The 14143-nt window shown below is 74.7% G+C and carries 13 protein-coding genes; 8 read left to right on the forward strand and 5 right to left on the reverse strand.

Going from position 1 to position 14143, the window contains the following annotated elements:
• The first annotated feature begins 34 nt into the window (after positions 1-34).
• Positions 35-1309 carry an ATP-dependent Clp protease ATP-binding subunit ClpX gene (clpX, locus tag BUE37_RS05975; RefSeq protein WP_073419135.1) on the forward strand — a complete coding sequence of 425 codons (1275 nt, stop codon included), beginning with the start codon at positions 35-37 and terminating at the stop codon, positions 1307-1309.
• Positions 1310-1456: 147 nt separating this feature from the next.
• Here clpX and BUE37_RS24780 read toward each other — a convergent pair whose 3' ends face one another.
• Positions 1457-2377 (reverse strand): DUF559 domain-containing protein, encoded by a 921-nt coding sequence (locus BUE37_RS24780; RefSeq protein ID WP_073419136.1) that lies wholly within the window; start codon positions 2375-2377, stop codon positions 1457-1459.
• Between the two features lie 214 nt (positions 2378-2591).
• On the opposite strand from BUE37_RS24780, the gene BUE37_RS05985 reads away from it, so the two are divergent.
• Entirely contained in the window at positions 2592-3521 is a 930-nt protein-coding gene (locus tag BUE37_RS05985) for an oxygenase MpaB family protein (protein ID WP_217651134.1), read from the forward strand.
• Positions 3522-3545: 24 nt separating this feature from the next.
• Here the strand turns inward: BUE37_RS05985 and valS are convergent, their stop codons facing one another.
• Positions 3546-6131, reverse strand: a complete 2586-nt coding sequence (gene valS, locus BUE37_RS05990; RefSeq protein ID WP_073419606.1) for a valine--tRNA ligase — start codon at positions 6129-6131, stop codon at positions 3546-3548.
• A 42-nt stretch (positions 6132-6173) separates the two neighbouring features.
• Between valS and folC the strand changes: the two genes are divergently transcribed.
• A complete protein-coding gene (folC, locus tag BUE37_RS05995; protein ID WP_073419137.1) occupies positions 6174-7514 on the forward strand; it encodes a bifunctional tetrahydrofolate synthase/dihydrofolate synthase in 1341 nt (446 codons plus the stop codon).
• Positions 7511-7900, forward strand: coding sequence for a DUF4233 domain-containing protein (locus BUE37_RS06000; RefSeq protein WP_073419138.1), 390 nt, complete (start codon positions 7511-7513; stop codon positions 7898-7900). Before folC ends, BUE37_RS06000 begins: the two co-directional genes overlap by 4 nt.
• On the opposite strand, the gene BUE37_RS06005 is transcribed toward BUE37_RS06000, so the two are convergent.
• The gene (locus BUE37_RS06005; protein WP_073419139.1) at positions 7897-8436 is read right to left on the reverse strand and encodes a Clp protease N-terminal domain-containing protein; all 540 of its coding nucleotides are present in this window, start codon (positions 8434-8436) and stop codon (positions 7897-7899) included. The genes BUE37_RS06000 and BUE37_RS06005 overlap by 4 nt on opposite strands.
• A 1-nt stretch (position 8437) precedes the next feature.
• Positions 8438-8659: a helix-turn-helix domain-containing protein gene (locus BUE37_RS06010; protein ID WP_073419140.1), complete on the reverse strand. Its 222-nt coding sequence runs from the start codon at positions 8657-8659 to the stop codon at positions 8438-8440.
• A 73-nt stretch (positions 8660-8732) separates the two neighbouring features.
• Between BUE37_RS06010 and ndk the strand changes: the two genes are divergently transcribed.
• The 4 genes from ndk to BUE37_RS06030 are packed head-to-tail and all read left to right on the forward strand — an operon-like array spanning position 8733 to position 11764.
• The gene (gene ndk, locus BUE37_RS06015) at positions 8733-9140 is read left to right on the forward strand and encodes a nucleoside-diphosphate kinase (RefSeq protein ID WP_073419141.1); all 408 of its coding nucleotides are present in this window, start codon (positions 8733-8735) and stop codon (positions 9138-9140) included.
• Positions 9141-9183: 43 nt separating this feature from the next.
• Positions 9184-10137 carry an ABC transporter ATP-binding protein gene (locus tag BUE37_RS06020; protein ID WP_073419142.1) on the forward strand — a complete coding sequence of 318 codons (954 nt, stop codon included), beginning with the start codon at positions 9184-9186 and terminating at the stop codon, positions 10135-10137.
• Positions 10138-10139: 2 nt separating this feature from the next.
• Positions 10140-10913: an ABC transporter permease gene (locus tag BUE37_RS06025; protein WP_139252827.1), complete on the forward strand. Its 774-nt coding sequence runs from the start codon at positions 10140-10142 to the stop codon at positions 10911-10913.
• Entirely contained in the window at positions 10910-11764 is an 855-nt protein-coding gene (locus BUE37_RS06030; RefSeq protein WP_245794321.1) for an ABC transporter permease, read from the forward strand. The genes BUE37_RS06025 and BUE37_RS06030 overlap by 4 nt, the downstream gene beginning before the upstream one ends.
• 10 nt (positions 11765-11774) lie before the next feature.
• On the opposite strand, the gene BUE37_RS06035 is transcribed toward BUE37_RS06030, so the two are convergent.
• Positions 11775-14135 carry a putative bifunctional diguanylate cyclase/phosphodiesterase gene (locus BUE37_RS06035; RefSeq protein WP_073419143.1) on the reverse strand — a complete coding sequence of 787 codons (2361 nt, stop codon included), beginning with the start codon at positions 14133-14135 and terminating at the stop codon, positions 11775-11777.
• Between the last annotated feature and the right edge of the window lie 8 nt (positions 14136-14143).

Consider the following 14143-nt stretch of genomic DNA (forward strand, 5'->3'; position numbering starts at 1 on the left):
CAGGGCCTGCATCCCCCGAGGTGGAGGTCAGCAGGTGGCACGAATCGGTGAGAGCGGTGACCTGCTCAAGTGCTCGTTCTGCGGGAAGAGCCAGAAGCAGGTCAAGAAGCTCATCGCTGGCCCCGGCGTCTACATCTGCGACGAGTGCATCGACCTCTGCAACGAGATCATCGAGGAGGAGCTCTCGGAGTCGTCGGACCTCAAGTTCGACGAGCTGCCGAAGCCCCGAGAGATCCACGACTTCCTCGAGCAGTACGTCATCGGCCAGGAGAAGGCCAAGCGCACGCTCGCCGTCGCCGTCTACAACCACTACAAGCGGGTCCAGGCCGGCGGTGAGCGCTCCAGCCGCGACGACTCCGTCGAGCTGGCGAAGTCCAACATCCTGCTGATGGGCCCCACCGGCTGCGGCAAGACGCACCTGGCCCAGACGCTGGCCCGGATGCTCAACGTCCCGTTCGCGATCGCCGACGCCACGGCCCTCACCGAGGCCGGCTACGTCGGCGAGGACGTCGAGAACATCCTGCTCAAGCTGATCCAGGCCGCCGACTACGACGTCAAGCGCGCCGAGACGGGGATCATCTACATCGACGAGGTCGACAAGATCGCCCGCAAGAGCGAGAACCCGTCGATCACCCGCGACGTGTCCGGCGAGGGCGTGCAGCAGGCGCTGCTGAAGATCCTCGAGGGCACGACGGCGTCGGTGCCGCCGCAGGGTGGCCGCAAGCACCCGCACCAGGAGTTCATCCAGATCGACACGACGAACGTGCTGTTCATCGTGGGCGGTGCCTTCGCCGGCCTGGAGAAGGTCATCGAGCAGCGCGTGGGCAAGCAGGGCATCGGCTTCGGCGCGGAGATCCGCGGCAAGAAGGAGATCGAGGCCTCCAGCGCGTTCGCCGAGGTCATGCCCGAGGACCTGCTGAAGTTCGGCATGATCCCCGAGTTCATCGGCCGGCTCCCGGTGATCACCAGCGTGCAGGCCCTCGACCGCGACGCGCTGATCCAGATCCTCACCGAGCCGAAGAACGCCCTGGTGCGCCAGTACCGGCGGCTGTTCGAGCTCGACGGCGTGGAGCTGGAGTTCACCGACGACGCGCTCGAGGCGATCGCCGACCAGGCGATCCTCCGTGGCACCGGCGCCCGCGGGCTCCGGGCGATCATGGAGGAGGTGCTGCAGTCGGTGATGTACGAGGTGCCCAGCCGCGAGGACGTCGCCTCCGTGGTGATCTCCAAGGAGGTCGTGCTGGAGCACGTCAACCCGACGATCGTGCCGCGCAAGCCCTCCCGCGAGCGCCGCGAGAAGAGCGCCTGACCCCGCGCTGACAGTCCGGCCGACGGCCCGTCCCCGACGAGGGGGCGGGCCGTCGCCGTTCCCGGGCGTGGTCGATCCCGGGGGTGGTCCCCGCGGTGATGTGCGGGTGTGGCAAATCTGCGGTGCGGAATGCACCATGAGCGCACATCACCGGAGCACCTGGGCCTCCCGCGCCCGGCAGACGCGCAGGATCTCCCGGCGGCAGGCGTCCGGCTCGGTCGTCAGCCGCCGGTGACTGAAGCGGAGCACGACCCAGCCGAGGGCGGCCAGCTCGACGTCGCGGCGGGTGTCCCGCTCGCGGTCCTCGGCGCTGCCGTGGAAGGCGGCGCCGTCGAGCTCGACGGCGATCCGCAGCTCCGGGACGGCAGCGTCCAGGTGGACCGTCCGGCCTGATCCCAGCGTCACGGGGTGCTGCTGCACGAAGCGCGGCATCCCTGAGCCGGTCAGGACGTGCCGGACGCCCCAGATCTCCAGCTCGCTCTGGCAGCCCTGGTCGACCAGCCGCAGCAGCTCCTCCAGCGCGCGGCGGCCGGGGAGCGCGGGTCGCCGCTCCACCTCCACGTGCAGGTGCGCCGACGGCACCCGACGGTCCCGGAGCGTGCCGATCACCGCGCCGCGCAACTGGTCGACCGCCCGGCGTGAGCCGCGCCGCCCGTTCGCCCACCCCCAGCCGTCGACAAGGGACCGGGGGAGTGACGTCACCGGGAAAGGACCGAGCCGGTCGGGATCGAGGTCGTGCGCGCGGTGGACCACCAAGCCGCGGCTTCGCAGGGCCCGGCGCTCCGCCGGAACGGACACGTGCACCGGGCCGCGGACGTCAGGGAGCACACGCCAGACGGCCAGCGCCGTCCCGTGGCTGAGCGTTCCGCCGGTGGCGAGCACGCCCGCGAGCGCCCGGGTGCGCCAGTCGTCCCAGCAGTCCGGCACCGCGACGACACCGCGGTGGGGGCGGAGCAGCCGGCCGTCAGCGACGTGGCGGGCGAGGGTGTGGCGGTCGACCCGGCCGGCCAGGTCGGCAGTGCGCCCGACGCCGAACGGGCCGAGGAGCGGGCGCAGGTCACGGGTCACCCGGTCACGGTCGCCGACCGTTGCCCGGGCACGGCCGCCCTGCGCTGGTCTGTGGAGGTGTCGGTGAGCTGTGGAGCAGACAGGCGGTGATGTGCAGTTGCGGTGCAGTTCGGCGCGAGAGGGCGCCGCAACCGCACATCACCGCCGACGTGACGCCGGCGGGAACAACGCGGTCGGCGGGCCGGGGGAGCGGGCGGCTGGCACCCTCGGAGGGGTGCGCGCGCTGACGTCCCTGCCGGAGATGGCGCGCGAGGCGTTCCGCGCCCGCGTCTCGGGTGACCCGACCGGCGCGCCGGACTGGGTGCGCGACATCGCCCGCGTCGGCAGCGGCCTCGGCTGGTTCGAGCCCGACGGCGTCGTCTGGCGGGTGCACGGCGACCTGTCCACGCTGGTCGGCGGGGTCGCGGCGCTGCTCGGCCAGGCGGCGCACCCGCTCGCGCTCGCCGGCGTCCAGCAGCACTCCGCCTACCGCGAGGACCCGTGGAAGCGCCTCGCCGGCACCGCCCGCTGGCTCGTGGTGAGCACCTTCGGGTCCGAGGAGCTCGCCGAGCGCGAGGCCGCCCGCGTCCGCGGCATGCACGCCACCGTACGGGGCAGGGTGCGGGGCCGGCCGTACTCCGCGTCCGACCCGGACCTGCTGCGCTGGGTGCACCTCGCCTTCACCGACGCCTTCCTCGCCGCCCAGCAGGCCGTCGGCACCGACCTCACCGCCCGCTTCGGCCGCGGCTGGCCCGACGTCTACGTCCGCGACTGGGCCCGCAGCGCCGAGCAGCTCGGCACCACCGACCTCCCGCGCAGCGCCGCCGAGCTGGCCGAGGCGCTCGCCGCCTACCGCCCGCAGCTCGCCCCCGTCCCCGACTCGCTGCGCGCCTTCCTCGCCGCCCCGCCCGGGCTGAGCACCCCCGAGCGGGTCTTCTACCGCGGGCTGTCCGGCGCCGCGGCGCACCTGGTCTCACCGACGCTGGCCGGGTGCGCCGGCGTCCCCGGCCGCGGGCGCGGCGGCGCCCCGCAGATCGCCGTCGCCCGGGCGCAGCTCCGCGGGCTGCGGCTCGCGCTGGGCAGCCACAGCCCGTCGGAGGAGGCGGCCCGCTGGCGGCTCGGGATGGGACCCGCCCCGGCCTGGGCGGACGAGGACGCCGCCTGAGCCCCGGCCGGGACGAGCGGGGGATCAGCCCTCGGCGGGCGGGGCCAGCACGACGTCGACCGACAGCGGACCGTCGCCGGCGACCAGCGACAGCGACGCGATCCGCCCGGCGTCGGTGAGGTCGGCTCGGCCGGCCTCCAGCAGCGGCAGCTGGGCCTCCGGCGCGGTCACCGTGGCGGACTCGACGTCGGCGCGCATCGACACCTTGGCGTCGGACTTCGCCTTGCGGACCCCGGCCAGCGCGGCGGCCACCACCGGCACGACCTCCGGGTCGCCGCCCGCGGGCAGCTCATCGGCGGAAGGCCAGGACGCGCGGTGCACCGAGCCTGCCTGCCACCAGGACCAGACCTCCTCGGTGACGAACGGCAGCACCGGCGCGAACAGCCGCAGCTGCACCGACAGCGCCAGCGCCAGCGTGGCCTGCGCCGACTCGGCCGCAGCCCCCGTGCCGTAGGCGCGGGACTTCACCAGCTCCACGTAGTCGTCGCAGAACGTCCAGAAGAACGACTCGGTGACCTCGAGCGCGCGGGTGTAGTTGTAGGCCTCCATCGCGGCGGTCGCCTCGTCGACGACGCCGGCCAGCCGGCGCAGCAGCCCGAGGTCGATCGGCTCGGTGACCTGGCCCGCGGAGAGGTCGGCGGTGACGCCCAGGCCCAGCACGAACTTGCCGACGTTGAGGATCTTCATGGCCAGCCGGCGGCCGACCTTCATCTGCGCCTCGTCGAACGGCGAGTCCGCGCCCGGGCGGGCGCCGGCGGCGCGCCACCGGACGGCGTCGGTGCCGTAGCGCTCCAGCACGTCGACCGGGGTGACGACGTTGCCCTTCGACTTCGACATCTTCTTGCGGTCGGGGTCGACGACGAAGCCGGAGATGGTGGCGTGCGTCCACGGCACCGCACCGAACTCGAAGTGCGAGCGGACGACGGTCGAGAACAGCCAGGTCCGGATGATGTCGTGTGCCTGCGGCCGCTGGTCCATCGGGAAGACGTGCGCGAACAGCTCCGAGTCGGTGTCCCAGCCCGACGCCACCTGCGGCGACAGCGACGACGTCGCCCAGGTGTCCATGACGTCGGGGTCGGCCATGAACCCGCCCGGGACGCCGCGCTGCGACTCGTCGTAGCCCTCGGGCACGTCCGAGGACGGGTCCACCGGCAGCGACGCCTCCGGCGCGAGCAGCGGCGCGGAGTAGTCCGGCTCGCCGGCGTCGTCGAGCCGGTACCAGACCGGGAACGGGACGCCGAAGAACCGCTGCCGGCTGATCAGCCAGTCGCCGTTGAGGCCCTCGACCCAGTTCTCGTAGCGGTGCCGCATGTGCTCGGGCACCCACTGGATCTCCCGGCCGCGGGCGACCAGGGCGTCCCGGAGCGACGCGTCGCGCCCGCCGTTGCGGATGTACCACTGCCGCGTGGTGACGATCTCGAGCGGGCGCTCGCCCTTCTCGAAGAACTTCACCGGGTGGGTGATGGCCTTCGGCTCGCCCTGCAGGTCGCCGCTCTCCCGCAGCAGCTCCACGATCCGCTGCTGGGCGCTGAACGCCGTCTTCCCGGCGAGCTCGGCGTAGACGTCGGCGGGCACGCCGTCGGGGGCGTCGGCGACGAAGCGGCCGTCCCAGCCGACGACGGCGCGGGTGGGCAGCTGCAGCTCGCGCCACCAGGTGACGTCGTTGAGGTCGCCGAAGGTGCAGATCATCGCGATGCCCGAGCCCTTGTCCGGCTCGGCGAGGCGGTGCGCGACCACGGGCACCTCGACGCCGAACAGCGGCGTGCGCACCGTCTGCCCGAACAGCGGCCGGTACCGCTCGTCGTCGGGGTGGGCGACCAGCGCCACGCACGCCGGCAGCAGCTCGGGCCGGGTGGTCTCGATGGAGACGGGGCCCTCGGGGCCGGCGAACGCGATCCGGTGGTAGGCGCCGGGCCGCTCGCGGTCCTCGAGCTCGGCCTGCGCGACGGCGGTGCGGAAGGTGACGTCCCAGAGGGTCGGCGCCTCCTGCGCGTAGGCCTCACCACGCGCCAGGTTGTGCAGGAACATGCGCTGCGCGGTGGCCCGGGAGGTGGCCGAGATCGTCCGGTAGACGTTCGACCAGTCCACGGACAGGCCCACCCGGCGCCACAGCTGCTCGAAGGCGCGCTCGTCCTCCTCGGTCAGCCGCTCGCACAGCTCGACGAAGTTCCGCCGCGAGACCGGCACCTGGTCCTTGCCGGGCTTCGCCGGCGGCTCGAAGGACGGGTCGTAGGGGAGGGCGGGGTCACAGCGCACGCCGTAGTAGTTCTGCACCCGCCGCTCGGTCGGCAGGCCGTTGTCGTCCCAGCCCATCGGGTAGAAGACGTGCTTGCCGCGCATGCGCTGGTAGCGGGCGACGATGTCGGTGTGCGTGTAGCTGAACACGTGGCCCACGTGCAGTGACCCGCTCGCGGTCGGCGGCGGGGTGTCGATCGAGTAGACGTCGGAGCGCGGGGCGGCCAGCGCGGCGGCGCGGTCGAACGCGTAGGTGTCCTGCTCGGCCCAGCGGGCCACCCAGGTGTCCTCGAGACCGTCGAGGGTGGGCTTGTCGGGTACGCCCGCTCCGGCTCCCGGAGCGGTGCTGACCGGGGTGCGGGTGTCGGCGACCATGGCCTCCATCCTAGGAACCCGGTGGCTGGCATCCTGGGGAGGATGAGCAGCGACCTGTCACGCGTGGAGAAGGAGCTGCTGGCGCGCTGGCCGGAGACGCGGCTGGAGCCCTCGCTCGGCCGCATCGCCGCCCTCGTCGACCTGCTCGGCAGCCCGCACCGGGCCTACCCGGTGGTGCAGGTGGCCGGCACCAACGGCAAGACGACGACGGCGCGGATGGTCGACGAGCTGCTGCGCGGCTTCGGCCTGCGCGTCGGCCGGTTCACCAGCCCGCACCTGCAGTCGGTGCGCGAGCGGATCGTCCTCGACGGCGAGCCCGTCGACGCCGAGCGGTTCGTCGAGACCTACGACGACATCGCGCCGTACGTCCAGATGGTCGACGCCGCCGGCGAGCACCCGATGAGCTTCTTCGAGGTCACCGTCGGCATGGCGTACGCGCTGTTCGCCGAGGCGCCGGTCGACGTCGCCGTCATCGAGGTCGGCATGGGCGGCACGTGGGACGCCACCAACGTCGTCGACGCGCGGGTCGCCGTCGTGACGCCGGTGTCCCTGGACCACGCCGAGTACCTGGGCCCCGACGTGACGACCATCGCCGGCGAGAAGGCCGGGATCATCAAGCCCGACGCGATCGCCGTCCTCGCCCGCCAGCAGCCCGGCGCGCTCGACGCCCTGGTGCGCCGCGCCGTCGAGGTGGAGGCCGTGGTGGCCCGCGAGGGCACCGAGTTCGGCGTGCTCGACCGGAAGGTCGCCGTCGGCGGGCAGCAGCTGCGGCTGCAGGGCCTGGGCGGGGAGTACGAGGACGTCTACCTCCCGCTGTTCGGTGCGCACCAGGCGCAGAACGCCGCCACCGCGCTGGCCGCCGTCGAGGCGTTCCTCGGCGCGGGCGCGGCCACCGGGCCGGTCGACGTCGAGACGGTGCGCGCCGCCTTCGCCGCCGTGCGCTCGCCCGGCCGGCTGGAGCGGGTGCGCACCAGCCCCAGCGTGCTCGTCGACGCCGCCCACAACCCGGCCGGGATGGCCGCCACCGTCGAGGCGATCCGGGAGTCCTTCGACTTCACCCGGCTCGTCGGCGTCGTCGCCTGCGTGCGCGGCAAGGACGTCGAGGGGATGCTGCGCGAGCTGGAGACCGTCTGCGCCGAGCTGGTCGTCACGGAGAACGGCTCGGCGCGGTCGATGCCCGCCGACGAGCTCGGCGCGCTCGCCGTCGACGTCTTCGGCGCCGACCGGGTGAGCGTGTCGCCGCGGCTGCCCGAGGCGATCACCGAGGCGATCGAGCTGGCCGAGGCCGGTCCCGACGACGCCCTCGGCGGCTCCGGCGTGCTCGTCACCGGCAGCGTGATCACCGCGGGGGAGGCCCGCACCGTGCTCGGCGGGACCGCGTGACGGCGCCCGACCCGGTCCGCGCCGCGCGGGCGCTGCGCGGCGCGGCCGCCGCCGTCCTGCTGCTCGAGGGCATCGCCGTGCTGTTCGTGCCGCGGGCCATCGCGCAGACCGAGGCGGGCCTCGGCGGCGCCCGGCTGACGATCCTGCTCGTCCTGGCGCTGCTCCTGGTGCTGGCCAGCGGCATCCAGCGGCGGCCGCGCGGCCTGGAGATCGGCACCGCGCTGCAGGTCCCGCTGCTGCTGACCGGCCTGATCGACGCCTCGATGTGGTTCGTCGGCGGGCTGTTCCTGCTCATCTGGCTGTACCTGCTGCAGATCCGCAAGGACCTGCTGGGCTCCCCGTTCCGCGAGCCCACCGCGCCGCCGGAGGCGCCCCCCGGCAGCTAGGCCGCGTCGGAGGCGCCGTCGAGCGCGTCCCGCAGCCGAACGACGTCGGTGCCCAGCGAGCGCAGCACCCGCTGCACCACCGGGTCGGCGACGGCGAGGACGCCGACGACGAGGTGCCCGGTGTCGATGACCCGCGCCCGGCGCCGGCGCGGCTGCGCCAGGACGTGCCGGAGCGCGGCCTCCAGCGCCCGCTTGGCGCCATCGGTGAAGGGCAGGTGGCCGGTGCGGACGCCCGGTGCCCGGTCGAGCGCGCCGGCGCCGAACGCCGACTCCGCCGCCGCGCGCACCCGGTCGAGGTCGATGCCGACGGCGGCCAGCGCGTCGGCGTCCAGCGGCCCGGCCGACCGGGTCAGCGCGTCGCGGACGGTGGCGTGGTCGAGGCCGGCGGCGCGCAGGGCCGCCCCGCCGCGGCCGGGGTCGCGGGCCAGCGCGAGCAGCAGGTGCACCGGCTCGATGCGCCCGGCCCGCAGGCCGCGGGCCTCCTCCTGGGCCACGACCACCGCGGTGCGGGCCTCCTGGGCGAAGCGTTCGAACACCTCAGACGTCCTTCCTGCTCCGGGCGTGCTTCTTGTGGACGGCCTGCCGGCTGACGCCGAGGGCCCCGGCGATCTGCTGCCACGACCAGCCGCGCGCCCGCGCGTTGCCGACCTGCAGCGCCTCGAGGCGCTCTGCCAGCTCGCGCAGCGCCCGGACGGCGCGCAGGCCGGTGTCCGGGTCGTCGGCCGCGGCTGCGGTGGTGACGTCGGTAGGAGTGGCCATGTGTCAACCATCGTTGACATCCGGCCCGGTGTCAACCCGGGTTGACACGCGACGTCCCGTAGGGTGCCGCCTCGTGACTGATCGCACCCTGGTCCTCGTCAAGCCCGACGGCGTCGCCCGCGGCCTGGTCGGAGAGGTCGTCTCGCGGCTGGAGGCCAAGGGCCTGCGCCTGGTGGCCGCCGAGCTGCGCACCCTGACCCGCGAGGTCGCCGAGGAGCACTACGGCGAGCACCGCGAGAAGCCCTTCTTCGGCTCGCTGGTCGAGTTCATCACCGGCGGCCCGCTCCTCGCCCTCGTCGTCGAGGGCCCGCGCGCCGTCGAGGCGTTCCGCGCGCTGGCCGGCGCCACCGACCCGGTGAAGGCCGCCCCCGGCACCATCCGCGGCGACTTCGCCCTCGAGGTGCAGTCCAACATCGTCCACGGCTCGGACTCCGCCGAGTCGGCCGCGCGCGAGATCGGGCTGTTCTTCCCCGGTCTGTAATCGGGTGGACCGCGCCCCTGGGGCCCGGGTGAGCATGGGAGCCATGGCAGAACCGCTCGTCCGGGCCCGGGGGCTGGTCAAGCGCTTCGGCACGTACACCGCCGTCGACGGCATCGACGTCGACATCGCGCCCGGCCAGGCCTTCGGCTTCCTCGGGCCCAACGGCGCGGGCAAGAGCACGACCATGCGGATGGTGGGTGCGGTCTCCCCGCCCACCGCGGGCGAGCTGCGCATCCTCGGCATGGACCCGGCCGTCGACGGCCCGGCCATCCGCGCCCGGCTCGGCGTCGTCCCGCAGACCGACAACCTCGACCTCGAGCTCACGGTCGCCGAGAACCTGCTGGTCTACGGCCGGTACTTCGGCCTGCCGCGGGCCGTCGTCCGCGAGCGGACGGCGGAGCTGCTCGACTTCGTCCAGCTCGCCGACCGGGCCGGCGACCGCGTCGAGCCGCTGTCGGGCGGCATGCGCCGGCGGGTGACCATCGCCCGCGCGCTGGTCAACGACCCCGACGTCGTCCTGCTCGACGAGCCCACCACCGGCCTGGACCCGCAGGCCCGGCACGTGCTGTGGGAGCGGCTCTACCGGCTCAAGCAGCGCGGGGTGACCCTCGTGCTCACCACGCACTACATGGACGAGGCCGAGCAGCTGTGCGACCGGCTGGTGGTCATGGACCGCGGCCGGATCGCCGCCGAGGGCAGCCCCGCGGAGCTCATCGCCACCTGGTCGACCCGCGAGGTCTGCGAGCTGCGCTTCCCGCTGACCGAGGGCGGGCCCGGGCCCGCCGCGCACGCCGACGCCCTGGCGCCGCTGGTCGCCCGCGGGCTGGCCGAGCGGGTGGAGGTGCTGCCCGACCGGCTGCTGCTCTACACCGCCGACGGCGACGCGGCCCTGTCGGCGGTGCTGGCGCACGGGCTGCAGCCGGTCTCCTCGCTGGTGCGGCGCAGCTCGCTGGAGGACGTCTTCCTCCGCCTCACCGGCCGCACCCTGGTGGACTGACCGTGCCCAGCGCCGCGGCGGTCTCCTTCTTCCGCCAGCGCCTCACCGCGCACCGCCACTACTGGCGCAGCAGCGCGATCGGCAGCGTGCTGGAGCCGGTGCTCTTCCTCGCCGCGATGGGCCTGACCCTCGGCGCGCTGGTCGACCGCGGCCCCGGCGTGCCCGGTGGCGCCGGCTACCTCGCCTTCCTCGCACCCGGCCTGCTCGTGGCCGCCGCCATGCAGACCGCCACCGGCGAGTCGAGCTACCCGGTGCTCGGCGCCATCAAGTGGGACCGCGTCTACGAGGCGGTGCTGGCCACCCCGGCCTGCGCCGTCGACCTGCTCGCCGGGCACCTGCTCTACGTCGGGTTCCGGGTGGCGACGTCGGCCACCGCCTTCCTCCTCGTCCTGCTGCTCTTCGGCGCCGCGGAGAGCCCGCTGGTGGTGCTCGCCGTGCCGGTCGCGCTGCTCACCGGGCTGGCGTTCGCCGCGCCGGTCACGGCCATGGCCGCCCGGCTGGAGGAGGACGCCGCGTTCGCCGCGCTGCAGCGCTTCCTCGTCGTCCCGCTGTTCCTGTTCAGCGGCACGTTCTTCCCGGTCAGCCAGCTGCCGGCGGCGCTGGAGTGGTTCGCGTACGCCACCCCGCTGTGGCACGGGGTCACCCTGGCGCGGGAGCTGGCGCTGGGCACCGTCGACGGCGGCTCGGCGCTGCTGCACCTGGGCTACCTGCTGGCGTGGACGGCGGCCTGGGCGGCGCTGGCGGCCCGCGCGCTGGAGCGGCGGCTGGTCCGGTGACGGCGTCCCCGACCCCCGCGACCCCCGCGCCCGCGATCCCCGCCCCGGTGGCCCTGCTGCTGCGGGTCGTGCCGCTGTACCCGCTCTCGCCCCGCCGGGCCGGGCAGCTCGTGTACCGCAACCTGCTCGTGGCCCGGCGCAGTTGGCTGGTGTTCGTCTCCGGCTTCTTCGAGCCGTTCTTCTACCTGCTGTCGATCGGCGTGGGCATCGGTGCCCTGGTCGGCGACGTGGTCACCGACACCGGCGCGGCGCTGACCTACCAGGAGTTCGTCGCGCCGGCGCTGCTCGCCTCGGCGGCGATGAACGGCGCGGTCTACGACGCCGTGTTCAACCTCTACTTCAAGCTGAGGCACGCCAAGACCTACGACGCCGTGCTGGCCACGCCGCTGTCGGCCGCGGACACCGCGGTGGGGGAGACCGTCTGGGCGCTGCTGCGCGGCGCGGTCTACTCGACGGCGTTCCTGCTGGTGATGCTCGCGATGGGCCTGGTCGGCTCGTGGTGGGCGCTGCTCGCGCTGCCGGCCGCGGTGCTCATCGGCTTCGCCTTCGCCGCGGTGGGCCTCGCCGCCACCACCTGGCTGCGCGGCTGGCAGGACTTCGAGTTCGTGCAGGTCGCCGTGCTGCCGCTGTTCCTGTTCTCGACCACCTTCTACCCGCTGTCGACCTATCCGCGGGCGCTGCAGGTGCTGGTCGAGTGCACGCCGCTCTACCACGGCATCGAGCTGGTCCGGGGGCTCGTGACCGGCGACGTCCGCTGGGGCCTGCTCGGGTCGGCGGCCTACCTGGTGGTCATGGGCGTCGCCGGGCTGGCCGTCGGCGCCCGCCGCCTGGAGCGGCTGCTGCTGCGCTGACGCTCGCGCGTCACGCCACGGCGATGAGCGGGCGGCCCGAGCGCACCATGTGCTCCACGGCGGACGCCGGCACCGGCGAGCCGAACAGGTGCCCCTGGGCGGCGTCGCAGCCCAGCGACCGCAGCGCGGCGAGCTGGCCGGGCTGCTCGACGCCCTCGGCCACCACCTGCAGGCCCAGGCTGTTGCCCAGCGCGATGACGGCGTCGGCCAGCGAGCCGGCCGCCTGGCCCGCCGCGAGCAGCGCCACCGACGACGAGTCGATCTTCAGCCGGTCCAGCGGCAGGTCCTGCAGCCGGGCCAGCGAGGAGGAGCCGGTGCCGAAGTCGTCGATCGCCACGTGCACGCCGAGCGCCCGGACGTCGCGGATGCCGGCCGCGGCGTCGGGCCCGGACGCCACCGCCTCGGGCACCTCGATCTCCAGCCGGGACGGGTGGACGCCGGAGGCGCGGGTGGCCGCGGCCAGCGTGACGGCGAGGTCGCCGGTGGCCAGCCGCCGCGGCGACACGTTGACCGCCATCCGCAGCTCGGGCAGGCCCGCGTCGTCCCAGGCGCGCAGCTGGCCGCAGGCCTGGCCGATCACCCAGTCGTCGATCGCGTCGATGACGCCGGTGGCCTCCGCGACCGGGATGAACCCGGCCGGCTCGACCAGGCCGCGGCTGCCCGACTGCCAGCGCGCGAGGGCCTCCACGCCGGTGACCGCGCCGGTGCGCAGGTCCACCTGCGGCTGGTAGAGCACCCGCAGCTCCCCGCCGTCGACGGCGGCGCGCAGGTCGCGCACCAGCTCGTCCTGCGCGGCGACCTCCTCGCGCATGCCCCGCTCGAACACCCGCACCCGGTTCTTGCCGCCGGACTTCGCCACGTACATCGCGAGGTCGGCGTCGCGCAGCAGGTCGTCCATGCCGCGGCGGTCGGTCGGGTCGGTGAGGGTGACGCCGACGCTGCCGCCGACGGTGAACCGCTCGTCGCCCCACGGCACCGGCTCGCGCAGCGCCCCGAGCAGCCGCTCGGCGACGGTGACGACGTCGCGGCGGCCCTCGACGTCCTCCATGAGCACCACGAACTCGTCGCCGCCGAGGCGGGCCACGGTGTCGGCCGGGCGCACGTGCGACTCCAGCCGCCGGGCCACCGCGACCAGCACCGCGTCGCCGGCCTCGTGGCCGCACTCGTCGTTGACCGCCTTGAAGTCGTCGAGGTCGAGCAGCAGCACCGCGTGCCGGCGCACCCGCCGGTCCGCGAGGGCGTGCTCGAGCCGGTCCTGCATGAGCGCGCGGTTGGCCAGGCCCGTGAGCGGGTCGTGCAGCGCGCGGCGGGCGAGCTCGCCGGCCTGCGCCTCCAGCTGCCGGGCGGCGGCGCGGGCCTCGGCCTCGCGGCGCTTGGTCCCGGTGATGTCGCGGCTGATGCCGGCGACGCCGGTGGGCCGGCCGTCCTCGCCGCGGATGAGGGAGAAGGTCACCAGGGCGTCGAACACCGAGCCGTCGCGGCGGCGGTGCACCCGCTCCTGGGCGCCGGGCGGCAGCGTCGTCATGTCGGCGGGCAGCGGGGCGCCGCCGGACAGCAGCGAGGCGTGCCGGCCGAGCACCTCCTCGGCCCGCCAGCCGTAGAGCCGCTCCGCGCCGGGGTTCCAGCTGGTGATCGTCCCGTCGACGGTGGTGGTGACCACGGCGTCGTCGGTCGACTGCACGACGGCGGCCAGCCGGGCCAGCTCGTCGCGCTGGGCGCGCAGTTCGCCGGTCCGTTCGGCGACCACCTGCTCGATCTGCTCGCGCCGGTCGTCGAAGCGGCGCCACGCCGCCAGGCAGGCCCAGCTCTCGAGCAGGACGAACCCGGCGTGCAGGGCGGCCATGGGCAGCGGCGCGGCGGAGTGCGAGAAGACGGCGTGCGGCACGAGGGTGCCGAGCAGGAGGTGGTGCGCCGCGACGAAGCCGACGGCGAGCAGGAACGGCGCCCGCGCGGCGTACAGCGCGGCCAGCGGCAGCAGCGCGAAGAACAGGAAGTGCGCCTCGGTGGCGCCGTCGGACAGGTACACCACCACCGCGGCGGTGGCCATGAGCCCGAGGGCGGCGGCGGCGGCGCGGGTGCTGCGGTGCAGCGAGGGCAGCCGGGCGACGGAGGCGAGCGCCAGCAGGGGAGCGGTGGCCAGCACCGCCGGCCCCGGCCCGGTGCCCCGCAGCAGCGCGTAGACCGGCACCGCGGCGACCAGGACGGCCAGCGCGCGCAGGACGAAGGCGTGGTGGGCGTCCCACTGCTCGGCCGGCATCGCGCGGCCGTGCGGGAGCGCGGGGAGGACCGCCCGCGCCCAGCCGCGGGGTCGGGTCGGAGCGACGCCCTCGGCGTCGGGCTGCGTACCGGTGGTCCCGGCCGGCTGGGTCATGCTCCCCC

Origin of the sequence: Geodermatophilus nigrescens (assembly GCF_900129495.1) — a bacterium.
GTDB classification, from domain to species: Bacteria; Actinomycetota; Actinomycetes; order Mycobacteriales; family Geodermatophilaceae; genus Geodermatophilus; species Geodermatophilus nigrescens.